25 protein-coding genes are annotated in these 25,519 nt (G+C 56.3%); 15 read left to right on the forward strand and 10 right to left on the reverse strand.

The window, feature by feature from the left end:
* On the forward strand, window positions 1-204 hold a 204-nt coding region (locus BM395_RS22200; RefSeq protein WP_141124126.1), incomplete at its 5' end, for a transposase.
* 159 nt (window positions 205-363) lie between these two features.
* Complete coding sequence (locus tag BM395_RS22205; protein ID WP_090515728.1) at window positions 364-1,251, forward strand: PA4780 family RIO1-like protein kinase; 888 nt, start codon at window positions 364-366, stop codon at window positions 1,249-1,251.
* Between the two features lie 48 nt (window positions 1,252-1,299).
* Here BM395_RS22205 and ypfJ read toward each other — a convergent pair whose 3' ends face one another.
* Window positions 1,300-2,163: a KPN_02809 family neutral zinc metallopeptidase gene (gene ypfJ / locus BM395_RS22210; RefSeq protein WP_090515730.1), complete on the reverse strand. Its 864-nt coding sequence runs from the start codon at window positions 2,161-2,163 to the stop codon at window positions 1,300-1,302.
* 207 nt (window positions 2,164-2,370) lie between these two features.
* Here ypfJ and BM395_RS22215 point away from each other — a divergent pair, with 207 nt between their 5' ends.
* The 4 genes from BM395_RS22215 to BM395_RS22230 all read left to right on the forward strand — a co-directional run bounded on the left by BM395_RS22215 (window position 2,371) and on the right by BM395_RS22230 (window position 9,394).
* Entirely contained in the window at window positions 2,371-3,582 is a 1,212-nt protein-coding gene (locus BM395_RS22215) for an EAL domain-containing response regulator (protein ID WP_170860639.1), read from the forward strand.
* Between the two features lie 190 nt (window positions 3,583-3,772).
* Window positions 3,773-4,399, forward strand: coding sequence for a response regulator transcription factor (locus tag BM395_RS22220; RefSeq protein WP_069902545.1), 627 nt, complete (start codon window positions 3,773-3,775; stop codon window positions 4,397-4,399).
* An 8-nt stretch (window positions 4,400-4,407) separates the two neighbouring features.
* Entirely contained in the window at window positions 4,408-8,040 is a 3,633-nt protein-coding gene (locus BM395_RS22225) for a transporter substrate-binding domain-containing protein (RefSeq protein ID WP_090515733.1), read from the forward strand.
* Window positions 8,041-8,182: 142 nt separating this feature from the next.
* Window positions 8,183-9,394 (forward strand): EAL domain-containing response regulator, encoded by a 1,212-nt coding sequence (locus tag BM395_RS22230; RefSeq protein ID WP_090515735.1) that lies wholly within the window; start codon window positions 8,183-8,185, stop codon window positions 9,392-9,394.
* Here the strand turns inward: BM395_RS22230 and trmA are convergent.
* Window positions 9,362-10,456 (reverse strand): tRNA (uridine(54)-C5)-methyltransferase TrmA, encoded by a 1,095-nt coding sequence (gene trmA, locus BM395_RS22235; RefSeq protein ID WP_090515737.1) that lies wholly within the window; start codon window positions 10,454-10,456, stop codon window positions 9,362-9,364. The genes BM395_RS22230 and trmA overlap by 33 nt on opposite strands.
* 78 nt (window positions 10,457-10,534) lie before the next feature.
* On the reverse strand, window positions 10,535-11,830 hold the full coding sequence (locus BM395_RS22240) for an NCS2 family permease (RefSeq protein ID WP_069902549.1): 1,296 nt from the start codon (window positions 11,828-11,830) through the stop codon (window positions 10,535-10,537).
* Between the two features lie 179 nt (window positions 11,831-12,009).
* Here BM395_RS22240 and BM395_RS22245 point away from each other — a divergent pair, with 179 nt between their 5' ends.
* On the forward strand, window positions 12,010-12,564 hold the full coding sequence (locus tag BM395_RS22245) for a DJ-1 family glyoxalase III (protein ID WP_090515739.1): 555 nt from the start codon (window positions 12,010-12,012) through the stop codon (window positions 12,562-12,564).
* Between the two features lie 6 nt (window positions 12,565-12,570).
* Here the strand turns inward: BM395_RS22245 and BM395_RS22250 are convergent, their stop codons facing one another.
* Window positions 12,571-13,830, reverse strand: coding sequence for an MFS transporter (locus BM395_RS22250; RefSeq protein WP_090515741.1), 1,260 nt, complete (start codon window positions 13,828-13,830; stop codon window positions 12,571-12,573).
* Window positions 13,831-14,097: 267 nt separating this feature from the next.
* Between BM395_RS22250 and BM395_RS22255 the strand changes: the two genes are divergently transcribed.
* The 3 genes from BM395_RS22255 to BM395_RS22265 are packed head-to-tail and all read left to right on the forward strand — an operon-like array spanning window position 14,098 to window position 16,693.
* Window positions 14,098-15,531 (forward strand): cytochrome ubiquinol oxidase subunit I, encoded by a 1,434-nt coding sequence (locus tag BM395_RS22255; protein ID WP_090515743.1) that lies wholly within the window; start codon window positions 14,098-14,100, stop codon window positions 15,529-15,531.
* A 2-nt stretch (window positions 15,532-15,533) separates the two neighbouring features.
* Window positions 15,534-16,541, forward strand: coding sequence for a cytochrome d ubiquinol oxidase subunit II (gene cydB, locus BM395_RS22260; RefSeq protein ID WP_069902553.1), 1,008 nt, complete (start codon window positions 15,534-15,536; stop codon window positions 16,539-16,541).
* Between the two features lie 11 nt (window positions 16,542-16,552).
* On the forward strand, window positions 16,553-16,693 hold the full coding sequence (locus BM395_RS22265) for a DUF2474 domain-containing protein (protein ID WP_069902554.1): 141 nt from the start codon (window positions 16,553-16,555) through the stop codon (window positions 16,691-16,693).
* A 143-nt stretch (window positions 16,694-16,836) separates the two neighbouring features.
* On the opposite strand, the gene BM395_RS22270 is transcribed toward BM395_RS22265, so the two are convergent.
* From BM395_RS22270 to BM395_RS22285, 4 genes are all read right to left on the reverse strand, one after another.
* On the reverse strand, window positions 16,837-17,562 hold the full coding sequence (locus BM395_RS22270) for an amino acid ABC transporter ATP-binding protein (RefSeq protein WP_170860641.1): 726 nt from the start codon (window positions 17,560-17,562) through the stop codon (window positions 16,837-16,839).
* 19 nt (window positions 17,563-17,581) lie between these two features.
* Window positions 17,582-18,466: an amino acid ABC transporter permease gene (locus BM395_RS22275; RefSeq protein ID WP_239655581.1), complete on the reverse strand. Its 885-nt coding sequence runs from the start codon at window positions 18,464-18,466 to the stop codon at window positions 17,582-17,584.
* Between the two features lie 148 nt (window positions 18,467-18,614).
* Window positions 18,615-19,412, reverse strand: a complete 798-nt coding sequence (locus BM395_RS22280) for a transporter substrate-binding domain-containing protein (protein ID WP_069902556.1) — start codon at window positions 19,410-19,412, stop codon at window positions 18,615-18,617.
* A 151-nt stretch (window positions 19,413-19,563) separates the two neighbouring features.
* The gene (locus tag BM395_RS22285; protein WP_090515747.1) at window positions 19,564-20,688 is read right to left on the reverse strand and encodes a methyltransferase; all 1,125 of its coding nucleotides are present in this window, start codon (window positions 20,686-20,688) and stop codon (window positions 19,564-19,566) included.
* Between the two features lie 177 nt (window positions 20,689-20,865).
* Here BM395_RS22285 and BM395_RS22290 point away from each other — a divergent pair, with 177 nt between their 5' ends.
* Window positions 20,866-21,642: a ferredoxin--NADP reductase gene (locus BM395_RS22290; RefSeq protein ID WP_090515749.1), complete on the forward strand. Its 777-nt coding sequence runs from the start codon at window positions 20,866-20,868 to the stop codon at window positions 21,640-21,642.
* A gap of 77 nt (window positions 21,643-21,719) precedes the next feature.
* Here BM395_RS22290 and mscL read toward each other — a convergent pair whose 3' ends face one another.
* Window positions 21,720-22,130: a large-conductance mechanosensitive channel protein MscL gene (mscL, locus tag BM395_RS22295; protein WP_090515751.1), complete on the reverse strand. Its 411-nt coding sequence runs from the start codon at window positions 22,128-22,130 to the stop codon at window positions 21,720-21,722.
* Window positions 22,131-22,369: 239 nt separating this feature from the next.
* Between mscL and BM395_RS22300 the strand changes: the two genes are divergently transcribed.
* The 3 genes from BM395_RS22300 to radA all read left to right on the forward strand — a co-directional run bounded on the left by BM395_RS22300 (window position 22,370) and on the right by radA (window position 24,405).
* Window positions 22,370-22,618: an HP1242/YdcH family protein gene (locus tag BM395_RS22300; protein ID WP_069902560.1), complete on the forward strand. Its 249-nt coding sequence runs from the start codon at window positions 22,370-22,372 to the stop codon at window positions 22,616-22,618.
* Between the two features lie 81 nt (window positions 22,619-22,699).
* A complete protein-coding gene (locus BM395_RS22305; protein WP_090515753.1) occupies window positions 22,700-22,969 on the forward strand; it encodes an HP1242/YdcH family protein in 270 nt (89 codons plus the stop codon).
* Window positions 22,970-23,031: 62 nt separating this feature from the next.
* Window positions 23,032-24,405: a DNA repair protein RadA gene (radA, locus tag BM395_RS22310; RefSeq protein WP_069902562.1), complete on the forward strand. Its 1,374-nt coding sequence runs from the start codon at window positions 23,032-23,034 to the stop codon at window positions 24,403-24,405.
* Between the two features lie 16 nt (window positions 24,406-24,421).
* Here the strand turns inward: radA and BM395_RS22315 are convergent, their stop codons facing one another.
* Window positions 24,422-24,793 carry a PilZ domain-containing protein gene (locus tag BM395_RS22315; RefSeq protein WP_090515755.1) on the reverse strand — a complete coding sequence of 124 codons (372 nt, stop codon included), beginning with the start codon at window positions 24,791-24,793 and terminating at the stop codon, window positions 24,422-24,424.
* Window positions 24,794-24,993: 200 nt separating this feature from the next.
* On the opposite strand from BM395_RS22315, the gene BM395_RS22320 reads away from it, so the two are divergent.
* A complete protein-coding gene (locus BM395_RS22320; protein ID WP_069902564.1) occupies window positions 24,994-25,500 on the forward strand; it encodes a DUF3015 domain-containing protein in 507 nt (168 codons plus the stop codon).
* The last annotated feature ends 19 nt before the right edge of the window (window positions 25,501-25,519 follow it).

Consider the following 25,519-nt stretch of genomic DNA (forward strand, 5'->3'; position numbering starts at 1 on the left):
CGCAGGATCGAGAAAGCCAAGGCCCAGGTGCGTGCAAAGGTCGAGCATCCGTTCCGGGTGATCAAGCGCCAGTTCGGTTATGTGAAAACGCGCTTCCGTGGCCTGGCGAAGAACACCGCACAACTGGTGACTCTGTTCGCGCTGTCGAATCTGTGGATGGCACGCCGACATTTGCTGGCGAATGCAGGAGAGGTGCGCCTGTAATGTTGGAAATGGCAGCTGCGAGGTTATCGCGGCGGCCAGAAACACCCAAATGAGCGGGTGATCTGATCGTTTTTGATCGATTTGCCGCTTTTAAAATCAGCAGAGGGTGAAGTCAGCCAGAAATGCATGGCTACTTCAGACCATCCTTAAGAAAAACTGATGAAGACGCCAAAACGTATTGAACCCTTGGTCGAGGATGGTCTTGTCGACGAGGTGATACGCCCGCTTATGAGTGGCAAGGAAGCGGCAGTTTATGTGGTCCGGTGTGGTCAAGAGTTGCGTTGCGCCAAGGTCTACAAGGAAGCCAACAAGCGTGGCTTTCGTCAGGCCGCGGAATATCAGGAAGGCCGCAAGGTGCGTAACTCCCGCGATGCGCGGGCGATGGCCAAGGGCTCTAAATATGGCCGTAAAGGTCAGGAGGACGCCTGGCAGAATGCCGAGGTCGGTGCTCTGTTCCGACTGGCCAACGCCAATGTGCGCGTGCCCAAACCCTACGATTTTCTCGAGGGTGTGCTGTTGATGGAACTGGTGACTGACGGCGAGGGCGGTGTGGCGCCGCGCTTGAATGACGTCGACTTGTTGCCCGAAGACGCCCGCGAATTCCACGCGTTCATGATTCAGGAAATCGTCAAAATGCTTTGCGCCGGGCTGGTTCACGGCGACTTGTCCGAATTCAACGTACTGCTTGGCCCTGAAGGCCCGGTGATTATCGACTTGCCGCAGGCCGTCGATGCAGCGGGCAACAACCACGCGTTCAAGATGCTGGAGCGTGATGTCGGCAACATGGCCGCGTACTTCGGCCAATTTGCCCCGGAGTTGCGCTACAGCAAGTTCGCCAAGGAAATGTGGGCACTCTATGAAGCCGGTGAACTCACCCCGGACAGCGTGCTGACAGGTGAATTCGACGACCCGGAAGATTCGGCAGATGTTGATGCCGTGATGCGTGAAATCAAGGCCGCGCTGGCCGAGGAAGCCCGTCGTCAGGCATTGCTCAATGCCGATGATGACAGCGCCGATGAGCCGCCGCCTCCGCCCTGGATGCAGTAAGCAACAACAGGCCCCCGCTAGCAATATCGGGGGCTTGTTGGTTTTGGCTTAAAGACGCTCGGTATTAAAGGTGTCGCAACTGCTCAGGTTGCCGTTGTCGAGCCCCGCCTTGAACCAGCGCATGCGTTGCGCGGACGTGCCGTGAGTGAATGAGTCCGGTACGACCTGGCCGCGTGTTTGCTTCTGCAAACGGTCATCACCGATCGCGTTGGCCGCATTCAGCGCCTCTTCAAGATCGCCATCTTCCAGCCAGTCGAGGCGACGCTGTGCGCTGTTGGCCCATACGCCCGCCAGGCAATCGGCCTGCAACTCCTGGCGAACCAGAAGACCGTTGTCGCCTTCCATCTTCTGTCCGCGCTGACGCGCCGCATCTACTTTCGCGGAAACGCCGAGCAGGGTTTGCACGTGATGGCCAACTTCATGGGCGATTACATAAGCCTGAGCAAAGTCGCCGGCGGCCGAGAAACGTTGCTCAAGCTCGTTGAAGAAGTCGAGATCAAGGTAGACCTGCTGATCGCCGGGACAATAGAACGGGCCTACTGCCGAGCTGGCAACGCCACAGGCCGAGCGAACCTGCCCGCGGAAAAGTACCAGCTTGGGGTCCCGGTACTGCTGACCGGCATTCTGGAAAATTTCTCCCCAGGTGTCTTCGGTGTCGCCAAGAATGGCGCGCACGAATTCCGATTGCTGATCGTTGGCTGCCGGTTCACTGCTTTGCTGGCTGCTGGGTGCGCCGGGCTGAACTGCCTGGCCGGCCAGTTGCCCGAGAATTTGCAGCGGGTCCTGGCCCATTAACAGGCCGATCACGACCACTGCTGCGATCCCGCCCAAGCTCAAGCGACCAACCCGTCGGCCACCGCCCGAGCGTGCGTCTACAACGTTGTCACTGCGTCGTCCTCTTTCCCAGCGCATGTCGTGGCTCCCAGTGCCTTGTTAGGCATTCATTCTTGTCTGTGCAATAGCATTGCGCCAGTCCGGTCGTCTATCAATCTGGCGCGTGAAACTGTGAACATCACCTGTTAGACCAGAATGCTCCTACAGGCATGCCAGTATCTACTTGTAGTTTTGTTCGATGAGGATTCGGAAAATCTATTCTTTCGCTCTCATCTTAGGTATCTCATGGCTTCTTTATCTGTTCTCGTCATCGAGGACCATGCATTTCAGCGCGCGGTTACGGTTGCCGCGCTGAAAAAGGCCGGAGTCCGTGAGGTGCTTGAAACGCGTGACGGTGCTTCGGCGCTGACGCTTTTGAGGGAAGCCGGTGGTGTCGATATCGTCATTTGCGATTTGCGCATGCCTGAGATGGACGGCCTGGTATTTCTTCGGCATGCAGCCGAGTCCGGGCTGATCAACTCCCTCATTTTGAGCTGCGAAGTCGATGCCAGCCTGCGCAATGCGGTTGTCAGTATTATCGATGCATTCGGCCTTAATCTGTTGGGTGACTTGAGCCATCCCTTCAGTTTTGAACAACTCGAAGCATTATTAGGACGCTTTGATAATGCCGGCCCTGTTGTTGACGATTTATCAAATGCGATCCCGCTCACAGTTGATGAAGTTATTAAAGGATTGCATGTTGGGCAGTTCAAGGCGTTTTATCAGCCCAAGGTGAGCCTTAAAACTGGCGAGGTTAAGGGCGCGGAAGTATTAGCGCGTTGGCAGCATCCGATTCATGGGCTTATTTCAGCGCAGCAATTTTTGCCGCTAATTGAGGACAATGACCTGCTTGATGAGTTGTTCTGGGTCATAATCAAGCAAGGTTTGAGTTTGCAGCAATCGTTGCAGGCTAATAACCGACATATTGAATTGTCATTCAATTTACCTGCTCAGCAGTTGGGTTCTAGTTATCTGGTCGATCAAATTAAAGATCTGGTCTGTGCTTGCCAGCTTCCGCTTAACGGATTGATCTTTGAAATAAGCGATTTGGGCAGTTCAGAGGTTCCTGATCGTGGTTTGGAAAACCTCATACGCCTGCGGCTCATGGGCTGCGGCCTGGCAATGGAAGGATTCAGGGTTGGCTACTCATCGCTGTTGAATCTATTCGAAATTCCGTTCAGCCAAGTAAAGCTGGATACCTCGTTTCTTCTCTCGCGTCGCCGTCACTCCAGCAATATGTCAATGATCAGCAGCGCTGTCGCACTGGCGCGCTCTTTGAATATATCGCTGGTGGCCGGGGGGGTTGAAACGCTGCAACAGCAAGAGTTGTTGTTTGAGATGGGCTGTGACTTGGTTCAAGGTTATTTGTATGGAAAGCCCATGCCTGCGGAACAGTTGGTTATTAATAACTGGTCGTTAGTTAGTGTCAAAGGTTTGGGGTTCAATAAATATATATAGTGCTTGGGGCTGAAAACTCGTTACTTGTGATCAATTGTATCTGAGTGCGTTGGTTTGTCTTTGCCCGATATAAAGTATGGTTTTGAAACGATATAAATTATTTGTCATAAATTAAGCTGCGTAACAATCCGATAGCTGTCGATATACCAAGTAATGCTGAATAGTTTGCGCAAATTAATGGAGCTTAGTCGTGGGTAAAGTCTTAATTGTTGATGACCATCCTGTTGTTCGCATGGCAGTCAGGATGCTCCTGGAAAAACACGGCCTGAGCGTAACCGGGGAGACCGATAACGGCGTGGATGCCGTGCAAATGGCCAAGGAGTTGAGACCTGACATTATTATTCTGGATATCAGTATTCCGCGGCTCGATGGCTTTGAGGTCATATCGCGCCTGAAACTGTCCGGTTTACCCATCCATATTCTGGTGCTCACATCGCAGTCAGCCAATTTCTTCAGTGCCCGTTGCATGCAGGCAGGTGCGTCCGGGTTCGTCTGCAAGGAAGAGAAACTGGCGGAATTGCTCAATGCGGTAAAAGCCATTCAGGCGGGTTACACCTACTTCCCGGCGCAATTTATTAAATCGGTTCGGGGCAAAGAGGTGCACATGGATGAACATGAGCGCATCACGCGATTGTCCGACCGCGAGTTGATGGTGCTGGAGCAACTCGCCCGTGGCCTTACCAACAAGCAAATCGCAGAGAGCATGCTGCTGAGCAACAAGACCATCAGCACCTATAAAACCCGTCTGCATGAAAAGCTCAATACCGGAAATCTGGTTGAGCTGATCGAGCTGGCCAAACGCAATGCGCTGGTCTGAGAGATAGGATGAACGGTGTCTTACTTCGCAGTGTATTTGCCTGGCTTTTAACGCTATGCAGCCTCACTGCGAGTGCTGATTCCAGTACGGCTCTGCAGCTTTTCAGCCGTTCTGCGTCGGTGCATGGCTCTCCGGTATTTACCCTTGAAGAGCAACAGTGGCTGCGGGAAAAAAACACGCTGGTCTTAGGCACTTCGGCGCCAGATTACCCGCCCTTCGATATCAGTTCGAGTGGTGAGGATTACGAAGGTGTCACCGCTGATTTCATGGGGTTGATCGCCCAAGGGCTGGCGGTCAACGTCGATGTGCGCCGGTTTGAGAGTCGCGCCGAGGCGTTGGAAGCACTGCGCAATGGCACTATCGACCTGCTCGGCACTTCAAGTGAGCGAGAGTTGGGCGGCAGTGATGTCAGCGCCAGCATCAAGTACACGCCGGATTGGCCGGTGTTATTGCAGCGTATCGGTGAGACGTCCCCGGCCTCCGGCGATTTGCGCGGCAAGCGCTTGGCGTTCAGCACCTTATATCTGAACCAAGCGGATGTCGCTAAACGTTATCCCGACGCGATTGCAGTGCCGTTTACCTCCTCAATGACCGCCGTGGCGGCGGTCGTGTTTGGTCAGGCAGATGCCATGCTCAGTGATGTTACGGCAGGTCGATATCTGATCAATCGCTACTTCCCCAATGACCTGCGCGCCTCGCGAATTTCCGGCAAGGGTTCCTGGGGCTTTGTGTTTGCCGTGAGGGCCGATAACAAAAGCTTGCTGCATGTGGTCAATAAAGCCTTGGCGGTGATTGATGATGAGCAGCGCCACAGTATTTTCGAGCGCTGGGGCGGTGGCGGCATACTCAAAAGCAATTTGCCTTCGTTGTCGAACGAACAACTCGACTGGATAAAGGAACGGCGCATCGTCAAGGTGGCGGTGAATGATCAGTTGGCGCCTTTTTCCTATTTTGATCAGAACGGTCACTATCGCGGCATTACTGCCGATTTGCTGTCGATGATTGATGAGGAGTCGATCATCGGTATTCAGGTGGTCAAGTTCTCGGATATCGATCAGGCAACCCAAGCCCTGTTATCCGGCAAGGTGGATGTAATTGCCGACTTTTCGCTGACGCCTGAGCGCAAACAAAAATTCGGTTTCACCCGGCCCTATTTGATTTCGCCGCTGGTGATGGTGGCCCGCAAGAGCTTCAAGGGAGTCATGCACCTTGAAGACATGGCCGGTAGAACTCTGGCCATTCCACGTGGGCATGCGCTGAAAACCTATATCAAGCAGCGTTATCCACAGATCAAGTTACTGGAAACCGCAAGCGTCCCAGAAACTTTGACGCTGGTTGCGCAGGGTTATGCAGACGCAACCATTCACCCGCTAAACATTGCCCGCTATTACATCGCGAGATCGTTTGAAGACAATCTGCGAGTCAGCGGTGTGCTGGACGTTGCACCGACCAAGGCGGCATTTGCGGTGCGCCCTGCGGATGCCGAACTGTTGGGTATTCTGGAGCAGGCATTGCTGTCGTTTACCCCGGACCAGATGAGCATTCTGAGTAACCGTTGGCGCACCAATGCACTCATCATCGAGCCCTCCTGGCGCAACTACAAACGCCTGATTTATCAGGCCGTTGGCATTTCGCTGGTGTTCCTGTTTGCAGTGTTTGTGTGGAACTTCTACCTCCGCCGGCAGGTGAGTCAGCGACGCCGTGCAGAGCAGGCGCTGAGCGATCAGTTGCAGTTCATGGAGGTGCTGATCAACGGTACTCCGCACCCGATTTATGTGCGTGACCGCCGTTGCTGCATGTTGACCTGCAACGACAGTTACTTGCAGGTGTTCTCGACCACCCGCAAAGCGGTGTTGGGCAAAACCGTGTTCGAGAACCTGAAAGTTCAGGATGTCGATGCCGACGCTGTCGAGAACGATTACCACCGGGTGATGCACGAGCGTAAGCCGGTGATCTGTGATCGGCAGGTGGTTATTCAGGGGCAGAACGTCACCATCTATCACTGGATTTTGCCGTTCAATGATTCCAAAGGCGTTGTGCGCGGGGTCATTTGCGGCTGGATCGACATCAGTGAACGCAAGGCACTTGTTGTGGAACTGCGCGCCGCCAAGGAGCAGGCCGATGAGGCCAGCCGCACCAAATCGACCTTTCTGGCGACCATGAGCCATGAAATTCGCACACCGATGAATGCCATCATCGGCATGCTGGAACTTGCCATCAAACGGGCGGATCGCGGCCAGTTCGATCGCTCATCACTGGAGGTCGCGCACGATTCAGCGCGGGGATTACTGCAATTGATCGGCGATATTCTGGATATTTCGAGAATCGAGTCCGGGCGCCTGAGCCTGATGCCCGAACGGGCCAATCTGGCCGATCTGGTAGGCTCGGTCGTCAGGGTATTTGGCGGGCTGGCCACCCAGAAAAACCTGCTGATGGAGTTTGATACCGAGGGCCTTGATGAGCGGGATGTGCTGATCGACCCGATCCGGTTCAAGCAGGTCATGTCCAACCTGATCAGCAATGCCATCAAGTTCACCGAGTCCGGCACCGTCAGCGTCAGCGCCCACATCGAAGCCTGCTCTGCCCAACACATCACTGTGCGGGTCTATGTGGCTGATACGGGGGTGGGAATCTCGCAGGCGGATCAGGAAAAACTGTTCAAGCCATTTGCTCAGGTCGCCGGCAGCATAACCGGCAGTGGCGCGGGACTTGGCTTGCTGATCAGCCGGACCCTGTGCGAAATGATGGGCGGTAATCTGCAATTGCGCAGCACGGTCGGCCTTGGCACCCAGGTGATGGTGCAATTAACCCTGCCGGTGTTGGAACCGCTGCAAGTGGCCGAAACTGAACCTGTGGCGGATGCGCCGGTGTCTGCCAGGCCGATACTTAATGTCTTGGTGGTGGATGATCATCCGGCCAATCGCATGCTGATCAGCCAGCAGCTGGAGTTTCTGGGGCATCGCGTAACGCAGGCGGTGAATGGTGCCGAAGGGCTTTCGGCCTGGCAGCAGGACTACTTCGATATCGTTATAACGGATTGCCGCATGCCGGTGATGGACGGCTATACCCTGAGCCTGCGGATACGTGAAGAAGAACAGCGCACCGAGCGTTATGCCACCTGGATTCTTGGTTTCACCGCCAATGCGCAGGAGGAGGAGCGCGAGCGCTGCCTCAAGGCGGGTATGAATGACTGCATCTTCAAGCCCATCGAGCTAGCCGCGCTGGGCGCACATCTGCAACGTTGCGTGCCTGCCCCGCCCGACGCTATTCCTGATGCCAGCAGCGGGTTATTTGATGCGGTGGCGCTGGATAAGCTCACTGGCGGCAATAGCGTGCTGGTCGAACGGCTGCTCGATGAGCTGATTAACAGCAATGCCCAGGATCTCACGGTGCTTGAAGGGTTGTCCGAGACACTCGAGCCCCTGGGCCTTTCTGACCTCGCTCACCGCATTAAAGGTGCTGCGCGGGTTATTCGTGCCTTGCCTTTGATCGCCGCGTGCGAGGCACTTGAAGCGGCCTGCCGGCAACCGCAGGCGGCAATTTTGCAGAGTCGCTCGCGGGAATTGCGCCAGGCCATGATTGAACTGGACCGGGTATTGCGCAGCAAACGCGCAACCAGTTGCGGGCCGGAGAGCCATTAGGCCAGTGAATACGCAGTGAAGCGTCCTACAGCGCCGCTAGACAAGTCCGACAGTGGTGAGGGGTGCGCACTAGTCGGTCTCGCGGCGCTGCGTTGTTAGTCTGGGGTTATGTTGATTTACCCCAGATTCGGAGCTCCTAGCCATGTTTAAACTCAGCGTACTGGTCATTGATAACCGAGATTTGCAGCGCTCCAACACCGTGGATGCACTTGAATCTCTCGGGGTTGAGCACATTCATCAGGCCAGCTCAGAGCAAGAGGCGATGGCTGTTCTGGCTGAGGCTGGCAGGCTTGATATCGTGATCTGCGAGCCGGATCTGCCGGGGCTCGACACGGGTGCAGTAATCCAGCAGATGGCTCAGGCCAGAAACGTAGCAGCGATGATCATGTTCAGCGGCAAGGACCATAGCGCCCCAACGCCGGAACAAGCCCGGTTGTTCGCATCCTCCATTCATCTGTTGGGTGAAATTGGCAGACCGCTGGTTATCCAGAGCCTCAAGGCATTACTCCAGCGCTACGGGCAGGACGAGACATTGCCGGCAGGCGTGGCCAAAATCGTCCGTCGGCAAAAGCCTACGCAGGCAGAGGTCGAGCAGGGCCTGCAAGCGGGGGAATTCAACGCCTACTTTCAGCCGCGCGTGTGCATGCAGAGCGGCCAGGTCTGCGGGCTGAAAATGTTTATGGGCTGGATGCATCCGCAGCGCGGCTTTATCAAGGAAAGTGACTTCCTGCCGCTGCTTGAATCCTATGGCTTGGGCGATGATCTGTTCATCCAGTTGCTGCGTCAGGGGTTGTCCACTCAACAGCTGATTGGTCTGGATGGTTATCAGGTCAAACTGGCCATGAGCCTGCCAAGCGCGCAGTTGATCTCGGATGATCTGTGTAAATACATTGCCGCTTCGCTCGCTTTGCATCAGTTGCCAGCCGATGGCTTGATGTTCGAGGTCCGCGAAAACTGTTATCTGCAAGCCCCAACCCGCACACAGGCGAATCTGGTGCGGTTACATAATCTCGGCTGTGGGCTGGCGATCGACAGCTTCAAGGCCTGCTACTCCGCGATGAACAAGCATGTCGCCTCGACTTTTTCGGCGATCCGGCTCGATGCAGGCCCTGTTCGGATTCAGCAGCAGAGTGTGCAGAAAAAAGCGCGAGACAATCTGGTGCTTAGTGAAGCGGCGAGTCAGGGCATCGACATCGTTGTTGAAGGTGTTGATTCCGTGGGCCAGCGTTCGCAGCTGGCCGGCATGGCCAGTGTCACCGCTCAAGGTCGAGTGTTCGCGGGGCCGATGTCGACACTTGAGCTGCGTGATTGGCTGGTCGGCTCAGGCCTTGCGGCGAGTCAGCAGTACGCCTGATTCCATGTGGTGGGTGTAGGGGAACTGGTCAAACATTGCGCAGCGCGTGATCTCGTGAGTATCACTGAGTTGGGCAATGTTCTCGGCCAGCGTTTCCGGGTTGCACGAGATATACAGAATACGTTCGAAGCGACGGGTCAGTTCGCAAGTGTCGGGGTCCATGCCGGCACGCGGCGGATCGACAAACACGCTGCCAAACTCATAGCTCTTGAGATCGATGCCAGCCAAGCGGCGGAACGGGCGAACCTCATTCAGCGCTTCGGTCAGCTCTTCTGCCGATAAACGCACCAGCGTGACGTTATCCACCGCGTTGTCAGCAAGGTTGGCCAATGCCGCGTACACCGATGATTTGCTGATCTCGGTCGCCAGCACTTTACGTACCCGGGTTGCCAACGGCAGGGTGAAGTTGCCATTGCCGCAATACAGTTCCAGCAAGTCATCCTGTCGCTCGCCAAGGGCTTCATACGCCCAGTTGAGCATCTTCTGATTGACCTCGCCGTTTGGCTGGGTGAACGCGCCTTCCGGCTGGCGATAGGTGAAAACCCGGCCCGCAACGGTCAGTTTCTCTTCGACAAAGTCGCGGCCAATGACAATGCGCTTACCCCGCGAGCGACCAACGATATTGACCTGAAGCTCGGCCGCGAGCTTTTCAGCCTCGGCTTGCCACTCTTCATCCAGAGGTCGGTGATAGCACAGTGTGATCAGCGCATCATCCGCCAATGTGGTCAGGAACTCAGCCTGGAACAGCTTGAAGCCCAACACCTTGCTGCCCTGCCAGGCTGCTTTGAGTCGCGGCATCAGTTGATTGATGCGGCGGCTGGCGATGGGGAAATCTTCCAGCAAAATAGGTGTGTGTTTGTCGCCCTGAGCGAACATCGCGTAATGACGGTCATCACCTTCGCGCCACAGACGGAACTCGGCGCGCAGCCGGTAATGTTCACGGGCGGAATCGAATACTTGCGGCTCAGGTGCACCAAAAGGGGCGAGCAGGTCGATCAGTCGTTGCTTCTTCTCTTCCAGCTGAGTGGCGTATACCGCTGGGTCGAATTGTGGCGCGCTCATGGCAAACTCTTTGCTGTTGCGGCTCAGTGAAAGTCATCACTGAGCCGCGGCGATAATAAAGTGGCTGTGATGATTGGATCAGGCGTTGAACCAACCCAGCTTCATGACGAACAACACGGCCAGAATGACCAGTGCCGGGTTCAGTTCACGCCAGCGGCCGGCCAGCAGCTTGATACCTGCCCAAGCGATAAAACCAAACGCGATGCCATTGGCAATCGAGAACGTCAGCGGCATGGCCAGAGCCGTGACCAGAACTGGCGCGGCGACGGTCAGGTCGTTCCAGTCGATTTCAGCCAGACCAGCGGTCATCAGTACGGCTACGAAAAACAACGCAGGTGCGGTGGCGAATGCCGGAATACTGCCCGCCAATGGCGAGAAGAACAGGGCCAGCAGAAACAACAGGGCGACCACGACAGCAGTCAGGCCAGTACGGCCTCCGGCACTGACGCCGGCGGCAGACTCAATATAACTGGTGGTGGTAGACGTGCCGAGTACCGAGCCGACCATCGCGGCGCTGCTGTCCGCGATCAGAGCGCGGCCCATTTTCGGCATGTAACCGTCGGCGCGCATCAGCCCGGCTTTCTTCGCAACGGCGATCAGGGTGCCCGAGTTATCGAACAGGTCGACAAACAGGAAGGCGAATACCACGCTCACCAAACCGATATCCAGCGCGCCCATGACGTCGAGTTGCATGAACGTTGGCATCAGCGACGGTGGCATCGAGACAAAACCGCCGAACTGCGAAACACCCATCGCGATGCCGATGCCAGTGGTGATCAGAATGCCGATCAGCACTGCACCGGTAACTTTGCGCGCTTCAAGGGCGACGATGACAAAGAAACCCAGAATCGCCAGCAGCGGCTCGGGTTTGCCCAGATCACCCATGCCCACCAATGTGGCCGGATTAGCCACAACAATGCCGGACTCCTTGAGTGCGATCAGGGCCAGGAATAAACCAATACCCGCGGCAATTGCCGAACGCAGGGCCAGCGGTATGCTGTTGATGATCCACTCGCGGATACGGAAGATCGACAGCAGAAAGAACATGCAGGCCGAAAGGAATACCGCGCCCAGCGCCACCTGCCAGGTGTGGCCCATGTGCAGCACCACGGTGTAGGTGAAGAAGGCGTTTAGGCCCATGCCCGGCGCCAGTGCTATCGGGTAGTTGGCGATAAAGCCCATGATGGCCGAGCCGATAGCCGCTGCCAGACAGGTCGCGACAAACACTGCGCCTTTATCCATGCCGGTTTCGCCGAGAATGCTCGGGTTGACGAAGAGGATATAAGCCATCGTCAGGAAGGTTGTCAGGCCTGCCAGCACTTCTGTGCGTACAGTAGTGTTATGTGCGTTAAGTTGGAACAATCTTTCCAGCATACTGGGCTCCCCGTGGCGTCACCGACGCCTTGAATATCCTGACCGAAAGCAAAGCACATACACGCTGTTGTGCATGATTTTGCTGGTGGTTCGGAAAAAGGCGCGCATCATACCAGTAAGCCATCTGCTGGTGAATTTATGACCGGACGCCCGGCCAACGTTCTATATAAGGAGTGGGCATGACTCATCGAGCCGTAATTACAATTGCCGACGGCGTTGAAGACATTGAATGCGTAACCCTGATCGATGTGCTTCGCCGCGCCGACATCGAAGTGGTCGTCGCCAGTATTGAAGGGCGGCGCATGGTCACCTGTGCGCACGGCACTCGCTTAACGGCCGATGCCATGCTGGTCGATGTACTGGCGCAGGCATTTGACCTGATTGTATTGCCAGGCGGCATGCCGGGTGCCCAGCGTCTTGCTGACCATGAACCGCTGGCCGAGCGCGTGCGCCAGCAGGCCAAGGAAGGGCGACTATTTGCCGCGATTTGTGCAGCACCGGCCGTCGCTTTGCAGCAATACGGTGTGCTGCGCCAGCGCCGCATGACCTGTTACCCCGCGTTCAGCGATCGCCTGTCGGGTTGCAGTTTTGTCGATCAGCCAGTGGTCGTAGACGGCAACTGCATTACCAGCCAAGGGCCAGGCACAGCGTTGGAATTCGCCCTGACGCTGGTTGAGCAGGTAGCAGGCAAAGGCCAGCGCAAGCGCGTGGCCGAGGCCATGTTGGTTCAGTAACCATTTTCAGGGCCGCGACTGGGCATCATCGGCCGCCTGTTCAGCGGCGGTTTTCTCCAGGGTGTCACGCTGCGCCAGAGTCGGGAACAACTTGATCCAGACGCCGGTGACCAACAGCGTGCCGACACCGCCCAGCACCACGGCTTGTACGGTGCCGAACCAGTGGGCCGTGAGCCCGGACTCGAACTCGCCGAGTTGGTTGGATGCACCGATGAACAGCCCGTTGACCGCGCTTACCCGTCCGCGCATCTCATCCGGCGTATGTAATTGCACGAACGCGCCGCGAATCACCATGCTGATCATGTCAGCAGCGCCCAGCACCACCAGAACCAACAGGCTGAACCAGAACGAAGTCGATAAGCCAAAGGCAATGGTGGCCACACCAAATACCCCGACCGCAGTGAACATGGTACGGCCAACCTGGCGCTGGATCGGGTAACGGGCCAGCCAGAACGACATCAGCAGGGCGCCAACTGCCGGGGCTGAACGCAGCAGCCCCAAGCCCCACGGGCCGGTCAGCAAGATATCCTTGGCAAACACTGGCAGCAGCGCTGTCGCTCCGCCCAGCAGCACGGCAAACAGGTCGAGCGAGATTGCGCCGAAGATATCGCGGCGGCTGCGAATGTACTGGATTCCAGCCATCAGTGACTTCAGCGTGGCCGGCTGTTTATTCAGCGCGGTTTGTCGTGCAGGCAGGCTGAGCATCAAGGCGCAAGCCACCGCGTATATCAGCGTGGTGGGCGCATACACCCAAATACTGCCCAAGGCATACAGAAAACCGCCCAGCGCGGGGGCGGCAATGGTCGCCGTTTGCATGGCTGAAGCAGACGCTGCAACGGCTGCGGGGAATAGCGCTGCCGGCACCAAACTGGGTAGCAATGCTTGGGTTGCGGGCATTTCAAAGGCGCGGGCAGTGCCCAGGCAGAACGCCAGCACGAATATCATTTCACGGCTTATATCGCCGCTGCTGCTGCCAAGTGCCAGACTCAGAGCAATCAGCGCCTGCCCCGCCTGACACAGCGCCGCGACCATGCGCCGGTCAAATCGGTCAGCAACATGGCCGGTGTGCAGCATAAATAGCACCCGTGGCAGAAACTCGACCAGACCTACCAGGCCCAGGTCGAGGACATTGCCGGTGAGCTGGTACATATGCCAGCCAATCGCCACGGTGAGCATCTGGAAGCCACTGGCGGTGCAGACTCGCGCCAGCCAAAAAGCGATGAATGGTTTTTGCTGGCGCAGGAGCAATTTGCCGTGATTTGGCATTGAGGGCATCTTCAAGCGTTTAGATGGGGGAGGAGCGCTGGTGCTGGTCTAGACTTACGCGACAATAGACCACAGCAAGTGCGCGGAAACAAAGCGCTACTATTTTAAGGCATATTGATACAAGTCAAAACTTTGCGCCGGGTGACTTCACACCCACTGCCCAGCTTTATCCGTATAGCGTCGCAGCACTGTGTGCCGCGCCTGAATGTTTGAACCGTAAACCTGGTCGTTCATTGTCAGGTTCGGTGAACTCTACGAGGATGCTCTATGTTCGGCTTAGAGGCGATAGATCTGGCCCGTATCCAGTTCGCCTTCACCATTTCGTTCCATATTATCTTCCCCGCGATCACCATTGGTCTCGCCAGTTATCTGGCTGTGCTCGAAGGTTTGTGGCTGAAAACCGAGCAGCCGGTTTACCGTGACCTCTACCATTTCTGGTCGAAAATCTTCGCGGTCAACTTCGGCATGGGCGTGGTTTCCGGTCTGGTCATGGCGTATCAGTTCGGCACTAACTGGAGTGCGTTCTCCGACTTCGCCGGAGCCGTTACCGGGCCGCTTCTGACCTATGAAGTGCTCACCGCGTTCTTCCTTGAAGCCGGCTTTCTTGGCGTCATGCTCTTCGGTTGGAATCGCGTAGGCCCGGGCCTGCACTTCTTTTCAACGCTGATGGTGGCGGTCGGCACGCTGATCTCGACGTTCTGGATTCTCGCCTCCAACAGCTGGATGCAAACCCCGCAGGGCTTTGAAATTGTCGATGGCAGGGTGATTCCGGTGGACTGGCTGGCGGTGATCTTCAATCCGTCATTCCCCTACCGCCTGCTGCACATGGCAACCGCAGCATTCCTCGCAACTGCGTTCTTTGTGGGTGCATCGGCTGCCTGGCACTTGTTGCGCGGGCGGGATAACCCGGCAGTGCGCAAAATGCTTTCGATGGCGATGTGGATGGCCCTGATCGTGGCGCCTGTTCAGGCGGTCATCGGGGATTTCCACGGGCTCAATACACTGGAGCATCAACCGGCGAAAATTGCGGCGATTGAAGGCCATTGGGAAAACCCGCCGGGTGAAGCCACGCCACTGATCCTGTTCGGCTGGCCGGACATGGAGCGTGAGGAAACCCGCTTCAAGGTTGAAATCCCCAAGCTGGGCAGTTTGATTCTGACCCACAGTCTGGATAAGCAGGTTCCGGCGCTCAAAGAGTTTCCCAAAGAAGACCGGCCAAATTCGACCATCGTGTTCTGGAGCTTCCGGATCATGGTGGGCTTGGGTCTGCTGATGATCTTGATGGGTGGCTGGGCGCTGTTGCTGCGCATGCGTGGCAAGCTGTTTGAAAATCGCGCGTTCCTGAACATGGCGCTGTGGATGGGACCATCCGGTTTAATCGCCATTCTCGCCGGTTGGTTCACCACGGAAGTCGGCCGTCAGCCCTGGGTTGTCTACGGGTTGATGCGCACCGCTGATGCGGCCTCAGACCATAGCGTTGGGCACATGAGCCTGACCCTGATTCTGTTTGTGGTGGTTTACTTCGCGCTGTTCGGCGTAGGTCTTGGTTACATGATGCGCCTGGTGCGTAAAGGTCCGGTTGTGGGTGAAGGCTCGCAGGCTAGCGACGGCGGCCCCGGCCAAAAACGTACTCCCTCGCGGCCATTGTCTGCTGCATCCGAAGACATGGATGCAACCGACTCTCAGACTGAAAGGACTTGAACATGGGCATTGATCTTTCACTGATCTGGGCCATCATCATCGCCTTCGGCGTCATGATGTATGTGGTCATGGATGGTTTCGATCTGGGCATCGGCATTCTCTTCCCGTTTATCAAGGACAAGAGTGAGCGCGATGTGATGATGAACACCGTCGCACCGGTTTGGGACGGTAACGAAACCTGGCTGGTACTGGGTGGCGCAGCATTGTTCGGCGCTTTCCCGTTGGCCTACGCAGTGGTGCTGGACGCGCTGTATCTGCCGCTGATCTTCATGCTGCTCGGGCTGATTTTTCGCGGTGTGGCCTTTGAGTTTCGCTTCAAGGCCAAGGCTGACAAACAGCACATCTGGGACAAGGCTTTCATTGGTGGCTCGCTGACCGCCACCTTCTTTCAGGGTGTCACGCTGGGTGCCTACATCGACGGTATTCCCGTGGTAAACCGCACGTATGCGGGCGCTGCGCTGGATTGGCTGACGCCGTTCTCGCTGTTCTGCGGCGTCGCGCTGATTGCCGCTTATGCCTTGCTCGGCTGCACCTGGCTGATCATGAAAACCGAAGGTCGCTTGCAACAGCACATGCACGACATGGCGCGCCCGCTGGTGTTTGTGGTCTTGGCTGTCACCGGGATTGTCAGCTTGTGGACGCCGCTGGCCCACGCCGAAATTGCACATCGCTGGTTCAGCCTGCCTAACCTGTTCTGGTTCTTGCCGGTGCCGGGGTTGGTGGTATTGTGCACATGGGCGCTGCTGCGCGCGGTGCGCAATAACGCCAACTACGCGCCGTTCCTGCTGACCCTGACGCTGATCTTCCTCGGCTACAGCGGCCTGGGCATCAGCTTGTGGCCGAATATCATTCCGCCGTCCGTGACCATCTGGGACGCTGCATCGCCGCCGCAAAGTCAGGCCTTCATTCTGGTCGGCGCACTGTTCATTATCCCGTTCATCCTGATGTACACGGCCTGGAGCTACTACGTGTTCCGCGGCAAAGTCACCGCTGAAGATGGCTATCATTGAGGGCTTGCACAATGGATGACTCTCACCAGCAAAAACCACTGGCCAAGCGTCTGGCTTGGCTGGTCGCGATTTGGGCGGGCAGCGTTCTGGCGCTTGGCGTGGTATCGCTGTTGCTGCGCTGGTTTATGAACGCTGCGGGCATGACGACCTGATCCTGTTTCCTGCCGCGCAATGCAAAAAGCCTGCAATCTCTGCAGGCTTTTTGCTTTCTGTGCTTTCTGTGCTTTCTGTGCGTTCGATGGTTCGACACATCGACACATCGACACATCGACTCAGACCGGCTAGTACGCCATCACTACAGCAGTTTCGAGAGAAACTGCTCCAGACGCGGGTGCTTGGAGCTGCTGAAGATATTGTCTGGCGTATCGCTGACCAGCAACTCGCCGTCTTCCATGAACATCACCCGATCCGCCACTTCGCGGGCAAAGCCCATTTCGTGGGTCACCACGACCATGGTCATGCCTTCATTGGCCAGGCTCTTCATCACATCAAGAACTTCGCCGACCATTTCCGGGTCGAGCGCCGAGGTTGGCTCGTCAAACAGCATGACATCCGGATTCATCGCCAGCGCGCGGGCAATCGCCACGCGTTGTTGCTGGCCGCCCGAAAGCTGCGCCGGGTATACATTGAGTTTGTCGCCAAGCCCTACACGTTTGAGCAGTTTTTCGGCGTCCTGCTCGGCTTGCTTGGGATCCCGGCCCGATACTTTGACCGGAGCCAGCATCACGTTGCCTTTAACCGTTTTGTGCGGGAACAGGTTGAACGACTGAAACACCATGCCAACCCGCTCACGCAGTTTGTTGATGTTGGTGCCCGAGGCATACATGTTGATGCCGTCGATCACGATGTCGCCGTTATTGATCTGCTCAAGCTGATTGAGCGCTCTGAGGAAGGTCGACTTGCCCGAGCCGGATGGCCCGATAATGACCACCACTTCGCCGCGAGAAATGGTCGCGCTGACGTTCTTCAGAGCATGGCAGCCGTTGGCGTAGATCTTATTGACGTTGGTGGCAATGATCATGTCTTTGCCGGTATAGGCTTCAGTCACTGGCGGAGAGCCTCTTTTCAATGCGTCCAATGATCCAGGACAGCAGGGTAGTCAGAATCAGGTACAAGCCGGCCACGGTAATCCATACCTCGAACGTCGCAAAGTTGCCGCTGATGGCCTCGCGTCCTGCTTTGGTCAGGTCGGTAATTGCGATCACCGAAACCAGCGACGAGTCCTTGATCAGGTTGATCAACTGGCCAGCCATGGGCGGCAGTGTGCGTTTGAAAGCCTGCGGCAGAATTACATGGGTCATGGCCTTGGTGTAGGTCATGCCCAACGAGCGGGCTGCTTCCATCTGGCCGGGTGAAATCGACTGGATGCCCGAGCGGACAATCTCTGCAATATAAGCGCCGGTGAAGATCGACAGCGCCATTACACCCGCCGAAAAACGGTCGAGGTTGAGCATGGTGCCCACGAAGAAGTACATGATGAAAATCTGTACCAGTAGCGGTGTGCCGCGAATCAGCCCGATATAGATGAATGACAGATTCTGGCAAGCCGGGTTGCTCGACACGCGCATCAGGCCGGCAGCCAGGCCCAGAAGCGTCGCGAAGAATAACGAGATCAGCGAAATCTTGAGTGTTACCCATAAGCCGTTAAGCAGCGGGCCGGCGCGCCATTGTGTGGTGCGGGCAATAACGTCGCCTTCAAAAACCAGGTCGCCTTGAACGGCAACCGCCTGGTCATAATCCTTGAATACCTGATTCTTGCCGCCGTCATCCAGCGTTACGGTGATGGCGCTTTCGGTTACCTGGCTAACAGTGCCATTGCCACTTGCGCGTAGATCGAGAGGAGCGGTGTTGACGATGTAGGGGAGAACGCGCCCCCATTGCCAGCTGTAGTTGATTTGCTTTGAGGCGATGTACAGCGAGCCCATCAGGCCTGCGATGATAAGCACTGATAAGCCGTGCCAAAGCCAGCGTCGTGGACTGGTCAACAAAGTGACCTCCTGAAAATAAGTCTTTACGGTCTACGCAATACTGCGGATAGAAATCAGGCCAGAGGGTGAGTCTGGCCTGAGGGTCTTACTGAACCTGATCGAGCCAGGTGTCGCTCTGGAACCACTTCGCGTACAGGCGATCGTAGGTGCCTTCACCCTTGATCTGACGCAGGAAGTTGTTCAGCACGTTGAGCATTTCCGGGTCGCCCTGGGCAACAGCCCAGCCCAGAGGCTCGTAGGTGAACGGCTGATCGAGGTGAACCACTTTGTCTTTGTTCTGCGCGGTGTAGATCGCGTTGAACGGCAGGTCGTAGATGAAGGCATCGGCTTTGCCGTTGGTGACTTCAAGTACGGCGTCGGACTGGGTTTCGAAGACGTTGATCTTGGCTTTGCTGAGCAGACGCTTGATGGCTTGCTCGCCAGTGGTGCCAAGCTTGGTGGTGATGGTGTATTGCGGGTCGTTCAGATCTTTGTAGTCTTTGATTTTGCCTTTGAGCTTGGGGCTCAAGAGGATGCTCTGACCGATAACGATGTACGGGTCCGAGAAGTTTACGCGCATGTTGCGCTGGGTGTTGATGGTCATGCCCGCGTTGATCATGTTGCACTTGCCAGTCAGCAGGGTCGGAATAATACCGTCCCATGCGGTGTTGACCGGAACATACTTAACGCCCATCTGCTTGGCCAGCAGCTTGCCAACATCGATGTCGAAACCGATGAACTGGCCGGCTTTGCTCTTCATTTCGAAGGGCATGTAGCCTGCGTCGAAGCAAACCTTGAGTTCCCCGGATTTTACGATTTCATCAAGAACAGGGCCTGCCTGTGCTGTGAGTGAAGCGCCTAACAAGCTGGCGGTAATCGCCAGACCGGTAAAAAGCTTGCGCATTGTGAGCCCCTTATTTTGAATAGCGCGTTGGCTATCTTTATTTATTTTCATGCACCTACGACTAGGTGACGTTTGTTATAGCAGTTTCGGCTTCTAATTAAAAAGCACGACTATTTGGTCAGCAAAATTAATGCCACCAGAACTCTGGAAATTACTTGATGGCCTTGAGGATGACAAACTTGGGATTGGCGGCAACCTGCTCAACGCCACGAAACAGGCGCTTGAGTTTGGCGTGATAGCCAAGGTGGCGATTGCCGACTATCCACAGCTCACCGCCTTTGACCAACGCGGCGCGCGCTTGCTGGAACATCCGCCAGGCGAGAAAGTCGCCGACAACTTGCTGCTGATGGAAAGGCGGATTGCACAGCACCAGATCCAGCGAATCAGCTTCCTGCTGCGCCAGCCCGTCGGCTGCGAGGAAGGTTGCGGGTCGATCGCCCAATGCGCTGGCCCAGTTCTCGCGCGCTGACTGCACGGCCATGTACGACTCATCCACCAAGGTTACTTCCGCCTGCGGGCTGCCCAGAGCAAAGGCAATCGCCAGCACGCCATTGCCGCAACCGAGGTCCGCTACGCGGATTTTACCGAGGTGCTTGGGCAAGTGCGGCAGGAAGGCGCGAGTACCGATGTCGAGCCCTTCGCGGCAGAACACATTGGCGTGATTGACCAGCTGCAGGGCCGGTTTATCCAGTGAGTACTGGCTCGGATAGGGCGAGGTAGGCTGCGCTTTTGGCTCTGGTGTAGCGAATAACAGGCGGGCCTTTTTAACCGCCAATGAGGCATTTACCGGGCCGATATAACGCTCCAGCAAATCGCCGGCGGCGCGCGGCAAGTGTTTGACCATGCCCGCAGCAATCACTTCAGCGCCGGGCGCGAGCTGGCCGTGTAAGCGAATCAACTGTTCTTCAAGCAGGGCCAGAGTTTTTGGTACGCGGATCAGCACGCGGTCAAACGAACCTTGCAGTGGCTGGTCGGCCTGCACAAAGTTAACCGCCTCAAGCGGGAGCTGGTTACGCCGCAAGTTGGCTTGCAAACCGAGCAAACCCAGATGCGAATCACCGCTGCTGGTGACCTGCACATGGATTGCCAGAGAGCAGGCCAGCGCGCCGAAGTTGTCGTTCAGAACCAGCACTCGTGTATCGCTAGCAAGAGCTTGTGGGTGCAAGTGCGCGAGCAGGTATTCATCGGCTGCATCAAATGCCTGCAGCGGATCATTCTGTTGCTCGGGCTGGCGGATTAGATCGAGCTGGGCGTAAGGCGTTTGAAATTGAGGCATCGAATACTCGGTTCTGCAGGCGGACAACAATATATAGCGGGTATTGTCGGTGTTACGCGGGCAAATGTCTCGGGGCTCGACAGTCCGCGGCGCAATCGGTCAGTAACCCTAAAAGCTAGCGGTGTTTATCGCGGCTCAATTGGAGGAAACTGGTGGCGTATTCAGCAGGGGGAACTCATGAGCCAGAGCGAAGAGAAATTCACCCGTCAAACCTTGACCGACGTGCAGGTCTGGTCGCCAAGCTTATTCAGTTTACGCTGTACGCGTGATCCGGGGTTTCGCTTCAATGCGGGCCAATTCGCCCGTTTGGGTGTTCATAAAGCCGACGGTTCTGTGGTCTGGCGCGCCTATTCGATGGTCTCGGCGCCGCATGATGATTACCTGGAGTTCTTCTCGATTGTGGTGCCGGGCGGCGAGTTCACCAGTGAGCTTAATCGCTTGCAGGTTGGCGACACGCTTCTGGTCGATAAACAGGCATTCGGGTTTCTCACGCTCGACCGTTTCGCAGATGGGCGAGATCTCTGGCTGCTGGCCAGTGGCACCGGATTAGCGCCATTTCTTTCGATATTGCAGGGGCTGGAAGTCTGGGAGCGCTTTGAACGGATCGTTCTGGTTTACAGCGCTCGCACGGGCGCTGAACTGGCCTATCAGCCTTTGATCAACGGCCTTGGCCAACTTGAACATCTGGCGCCGTACATTCACAAACTCAAGTATTTGCCAGTGGTGACCCGTGAGCAGTTGCCCGGCTGCCTGTACGGGCGTATCACCAAGCTAATCGACGAGGGCGAGCTTGAAGCCGCGGCGGGCTCGGTGTTGAGCCCGGATGATTCGCGGGTGATGATTTGCGGCAATCCGCAGATGATTGAAGATACTCGCGCCTTGTTGAGGCAGCGCGATATGCAACTCAGTCTGACGCGCAGGCCGGGCCAAGTGGCAGTCGAAAATTATTGGTAATTGCCTAAACGAACACCCTGCAAAAACAACAATGGCGCTTTTAATCAGCGCCATTGTTGTTTGCCTACAGGCGGGGATTACGGGTTCTGCTGCTTTTTCAGCAGATCACGGATTTCAGTGAGCAACTCCTGATCCATGGTTGGTGCTGGCGGCGCTGCAGGTGCGGCTTCTTCTTTTCGCTTGAGGCTGTTCATGGCTTTTATCGCCATGAAAATCGCGAACGCGACGATCAGAAAGTCGAATACGGTTTGGATAAATTTGCCATAACCGAAGGTCACCGCTGGCACTTCACCGACTGCAGGCTTGAGTACGATCGCCAGGTCAGAGAAGTCCATACCGCCAACGGCCATGCCAAGTAATGGCATGATCAGGTCGGCGACAAATGAGGAGACGATCTTGCCAAAGGCCGCCCCGATGATAATCCCCACGGCCATGTCGACCACGTTGCCTTTCATGGCAAACGTTTTGAATTCGCTCAACATACTCATTTGCAGTCCCTCGGTCTTAGTTATAAACGCAGTTTAAACGAGTAGATGATTGTTTCCAGTTATGACCAACAGTCGAGCGAGATTTTATTTTTTGTGGCTGAGCCGGGCCTGTCAGCCATTTTCATGTGCTTAGCAAATTGGCGAGAAGAGGCCGGTTGGCGGCCCGGCAGAAGGGGTGGCTGTTGAACCGTGCTCCCTGAGCTAATCTCCTACTACACACACGCGAGGAGGATGCCACCATGCCGTTGCAACTACATTCACTGAAACGTGAGTTCCCGCAGTATGAAGCGCAGATGAGCGCTTTACTCAAGGCCGATGGCCGCTTCACCCGCCAAGCTGAAGAATACGAGCGCCTCGACAAGCAGATTTTTGCGGTAGAGGACGGTCGTGAAGCAATGGACGATAGCGCTTTGCACAGTCTGAAAATGCACCGGGTTACGCTTAAAGACGAACTCCTGCAGACTCTGGAAAAACAAGCCCAAGCCTAACGGGTAGGCTATTGATTGGGATCAATGAGCAAAGTAGCGCGTATGGATAGGCTCAAGGTAGTTATCCAAAGGAGCTACGTTATGCACGTTGAACATCACCCGTTGATTCATGATTTCCCGCAACTGCGCGAGGAGCTGCATAACTTGCGCCTGGCCGATGCCGGCTTTGCACGACTGGCCAGTGATTATGAGGCGCTGGATAAACAGATTTGCCGTGCCGAAGACGGTATCGACCTGCTCACGGATGAGCAGTTATCAGAGCTGAAACAGCGCCGCGTGAGCCTCAAGGATGAAGTGGCCAGTAAGCTTAACGCTTCCACTAAAACCTGTTGCGGTGGTTGTGGCGGCTGACAGTTTGCCGCGATTAGGCTGCGGCGCGTTATCATGACGGCTTTGTTCATAGGAGTCGGGTGATGGCCAAGGCCAAGCGCATGTATGGTTGCACCGAATGTGGTGCAACCTTTCCCAAATGGGCCGGCCAATGTGGCGAATGCAGCGCCTGGAATACCCTGGTTGAAACCGTTCTCGACACCACGCCCTCTGGTGGCAGCGGCGCAGGTGGGCGCGCCAGTTGGACCGGTCAACACACCGAGCTGAAAACCCTGGCCGAAGTCAGCGTCGAGGAAATGCCGCGCTTTTCCACCGCCTCCGGCGAGCTGGATCGCGTTCTCGGTGGCGGCCTCGTCGATGGCTCTGTGGTTTTGATTGGCGGTGATCCGGGGATCGGTAAATCCACCATTCTTCTGCAAACCCTGTGCAGCGTTGCCATGCGTTTCCCGGCGCTTTACGTCACCGGTGAAGAGTCGCAGCAGCAGGTTGCCATGCGCGCAAGGCGCTTGGGACTGCCGGAAGACAAACTCAAGGTGATGACCGAAACCTGCATTGAAAGCATCATCGCCACCGCGCGTCACGAAAAACCCAAGGTCATGGTGATCGACTCGATCCAGACCATCTTCACCGAGCAATTGCAGTCTGCGCCGGGCGGTGTTGCTCAGGTTCGCGAGAGTGCTGCGTTGCTGGTGCGCTTCGCCAAGCAAAGCGGTACGGCTATCTTTCTGGTGGGTCATGTCACCAAAGAAGGCGCATTGGCGGGACCGCGTGTGCTTGAACACATGGTTGATACCGTGCTGTATTTCGAAGGTGAATCGGACGGCCGCTTGCGACTGCTACGCGCAGTCAAGAATCGCTTCGGCGCGATCAACGAGTTAGGCGTATTCGCCATGACCGACAAGGGTCTGAAAGAGGTCACCAACCCCTCGGCCATTTTCCTCACGCGCGCTCAGGAAGAAGTCCCTGGCAGTGTGGTGATGGCGACATGGGAAGGTACGCGGCCGATGCTGGTCGAGGTGCAGGCGTTGGTTGATACCAGCCATCTGGGCAATCCCCGCCGGGTAACGCTGGGACTGGATCAGAACCGGCTGGCGATGTTACTCGCGGTTCTGCATCGCCACGGCGGCATTCCGACCTATGATCAGGATGTCTTTCTCAACGTGGTGGGCGGCGTAAAAGTACTGGAAACTGCCTCCGATCTGGCGCTGATGGCCGCGGTAATTTCGAGCCTGCGCAACCGTCCCTTGGCCAATGATTTGCTGGTGTTTGGCGAGGTTGGTTTATCCGGTGAGATACGCCCTGTACCAAGCGGTCAGGAGCGCCTGAAAGAGGCTGCCAAACATGGCTTCAAGCGGGCGATCGTGCCCAAGGGCAACGCTCCCAAAGACGCTCCGAACGGCCTGCAGGTTATTGCAGTTACGCGTCTGGAGCAGGCATTGGATGCGTTGTTTGACTGAAGGCTCAGTCAGCGTTTCAGGCGCTCTCGCCCAAGGCGGCGAGTTCGCGCTCGAGCAGATCGCTGTCTGCCAGATTGAGTTCAACCAGTCTGCGCAGATGGCTGATTGAGTCCAGGTCGATATGCTGGCAGGTGAAGGCAAGTAGTTCGCCATCATCGCGCGCCAGCGTCGCCTCCATCTCGACCACTGTCTCCGCTCCCAACTCGACACGCAGGGTAAATTCCTGCGTTGAGTCGCCGCTGAAGTCCGCCGGACGCACGGCCAACAGGCCGCGCAGCGATAAATCATGCAGCTCTGTGGCCCAATTTGCGTTCCCTTGCAGTATCTGTGTAGGGGCATCAAACGCAATACGGTGAAAGCGCCGACGATCGTTAGCGTGTTCGCTCATGCAAGTATTCCTTTTGCGATCAACTGACTATAGCCAAAGGCCGATAGATTGTTTGGTAATTCGACAAAAGTCCCACCACTTCTGGAGGGTAATCTTGACTTAGAGCGGGTTTCTAACGGATGAGTCGCATTTGACAGGACCGGATCTGTCGCCAACTATGCATGTGCAGTTTTTAATATTTTTTGCGGAGCACAAGAAAAATGGACAAGCGAATGCTGAGCAAAGGTTTGATTTTTGGTTTGTTGACTGTAGCCAGTGTCGCGGCGCATGCGGACGCGCCCGGAGGCAATGGCTGTGGTTGGGGCAACATGCTGTTTGACGGCCAGCGCGGTTTGGCGCCAAGCGTGTTGGGCATGACCACCAACGGGACTTCGGGCAACGCTACATTCGGTGTGACCTCGGGCACCAATGGTTGCACCGCCGGTGCGCGAATCGGCTACAGCGGCCGCTCGATGCTGGCCATGAACGGCATGCTCGACTCGATCGCAGTCGATATGGCGCAAGGTCAGGGTGAGGCGCTGGACGCTTACGCCGTATTGCTTGGCGTACCTGCCGAGCACCGCGCCCAGTTTGCCAAAGTCACCCACGATAATTTCAACCAGATCTTCTCGGCACCGGATGTCACCAGTGAGCAAGTGCTGACGGCGACCATGGATGTCATGAGCCGTGATCCGCAACTGGCTACCTACGCCAAGACGCCGGCTTAATCGTACGATTGTGAGCCAC

The sequence above is a fragment of the Pseudomonas marincola genome, from assembly GCF_900116605.1.
GTDB lineage: Bacteria > Pseudomonadota > Gammaproteobacteria > Pseudomonadales > Pseudomonadaceae > Aquipseudomonas > Aquipseudomonas marincola.

Excerpts from the sequence above, each read along its gene's own strand:
- BM395_RS22205 (WP_090515728.1), top strand. The coding sequence starts at position 364 with ATGAAGACGCCAAAACGTATTGAACCCTTGGTCGAGGATGGTCTTGTC.
- ypfJ (WP_090515730.1), bottom strand. The coding sequence starts at position 2,163 with ATGCGCTGGGAAAGAGGACGACGCAGTGACAACGTTGTAGACGCACGC.
- BM395_RS22215 (WP_170860639.1), top strand. The coding sequence starts at position 2,371 with ATGGCTTCTTTATCTGTTCTCGTCATCGAGGACCATGCATTTCAGCGC.
- BM395_RS22225 (WP_090515733.1), top strand. The coding sequence starts at position 4,408 with ATGAACGGTGTCTTACTTCGCAGTGTATTTGCCTGGCTTTTAACGCTA.
- BM395_RS22230 (WP_090515735.1), top strand. The coding sequence starts at position 8,183 with ATGTTTAAACTCAGCGTACTGGTCATTGATAACCGAGATTTGCAGCGC.
- trmA (WP_090515737.1), bottom strand. The coding sequence starts at position 10,456 with ATGAGCGCGCCACAATTCGACCCAGCGGTATACGCCACTCAGCTGGAA.
- BM395_RS22240 (WP_069902549.1), bottom strand. The coding sequence starts at position 11,830 with ATGCTGGAAAGATTGTTCCAACTTAACGCACATAACACTACTGTACGC.
- BM395_RS22245 (WP_090515739.1), top strand. The coding sequence starts at position 12,010 with ATGACTCATCGAGCCGTAATTACAATTGCCGACGGCGTTGAAGACATT.
- BM395_RS22250 (WP_090515741.1), bottom strand. The coding sequence starts at position 13,830 with ATGCCAAATCACGGCAAATTGCTCCTGCGCCAGCAAAAACCATTCATC.
- BM395_RS22255 (WP_090515743.1), top strand. The coding sequence starts at position 14,098 with ATGTTCGGCTTAGAGGCGATAGATCTGGCCCGTATCCAGTTCGCCTTC.
- cydB (WP_069902553.1), top strand. The coding sequence starts at position 15,534 with ATGGGCATTGATCTTTCACTGATCTGGGCCATCATCATCGCCTTCGGC.
- BM395_RS22265 (WP_069902554.1), top strand. The coding sequence starts at position 16,553 with ATGGATGACTCTCACCAGCAAAAACCACTGGCCAAGCGTCTGGCTTGG.
- BM395_RS22270 (WP_170860641.1), bottom strand. The coding sequence starts at position 17,562 with ATGATCATTGCCACCAACGTCAATAAGATCTACGCCAACGGCTGCCAT.
- BM395_RS22275 (WP_239655581.1), bottom strand. The coding sequence starts at position 18,466 with ATGGGCTCGCTGTACATCGCCTCAAAGCAAATCAACTACAGCTGGCAA.
- BM395_RS22280 (WP_069902556.1), bottom strand. The coding sequence starts at position 19,412 with ATGCGCAAGCTTTTTACCGGTCTGGCGATTACCGCCAGCTTGTTAGGC.
- BM395_RS22285 (WP_090515747.1), bottom strand. The coding sequence starts at position 20,688 with ATGCCTCAATTTCAAACGCCTTACGCCCAGCTCGATCTAATCCGCCAG.
- BM395_RS22290 (WP_090515749.1), top strand. The coding sequence starts at position 20,866 with ATGAGCCAGAGCGAAGAGAAATTCACCCGTCAAACCTTGACCGACGTG.
- mscL (WP_090515751.1), bottom strand. The coding sequence starts at position 22,130 with ATGAGTATGTTGAGCGAATTCAAAACGTTTGCCATGAAAGGCAACGTG.
- BM395_RS22300 (WP_069902560.1), top strand. The coding sequence starts at position 22,370 with ATGCCGTTGCAACTACATTCACTGAAACGTGAGTTCCCGCAGTATGAA.
- BM395_RS22305 (WP_090515753.1), top strand. The coding sequence starts at position 22,700 with ATGCACGTTGAACATCACCCGTTGATTCATGATTTCCCGCAACTGCGC.
- radA (WP_069902562.1), top strand. The coding sequence starts at position 23,032 with ATGGCCAAGGCCAAGCGCATGTATGGTTGCACCGAATGTGGTGCAACC.
- BM395_RS22315 (WP_090515755.1), bottom strand. The coding sequence starts at position 24,793 with ATGAGCGAACACGCTAACGATCGTCGGCGCTTTCACCGTATTGCGTTT.
- BM395_RS22320 (WP_069902564.1), top strand. The coding sequence starts at position 24,994 with ATGGACAAGCGAATGCTGAGCAAAGGTTTGATTTTTGGTTTGTTGACT.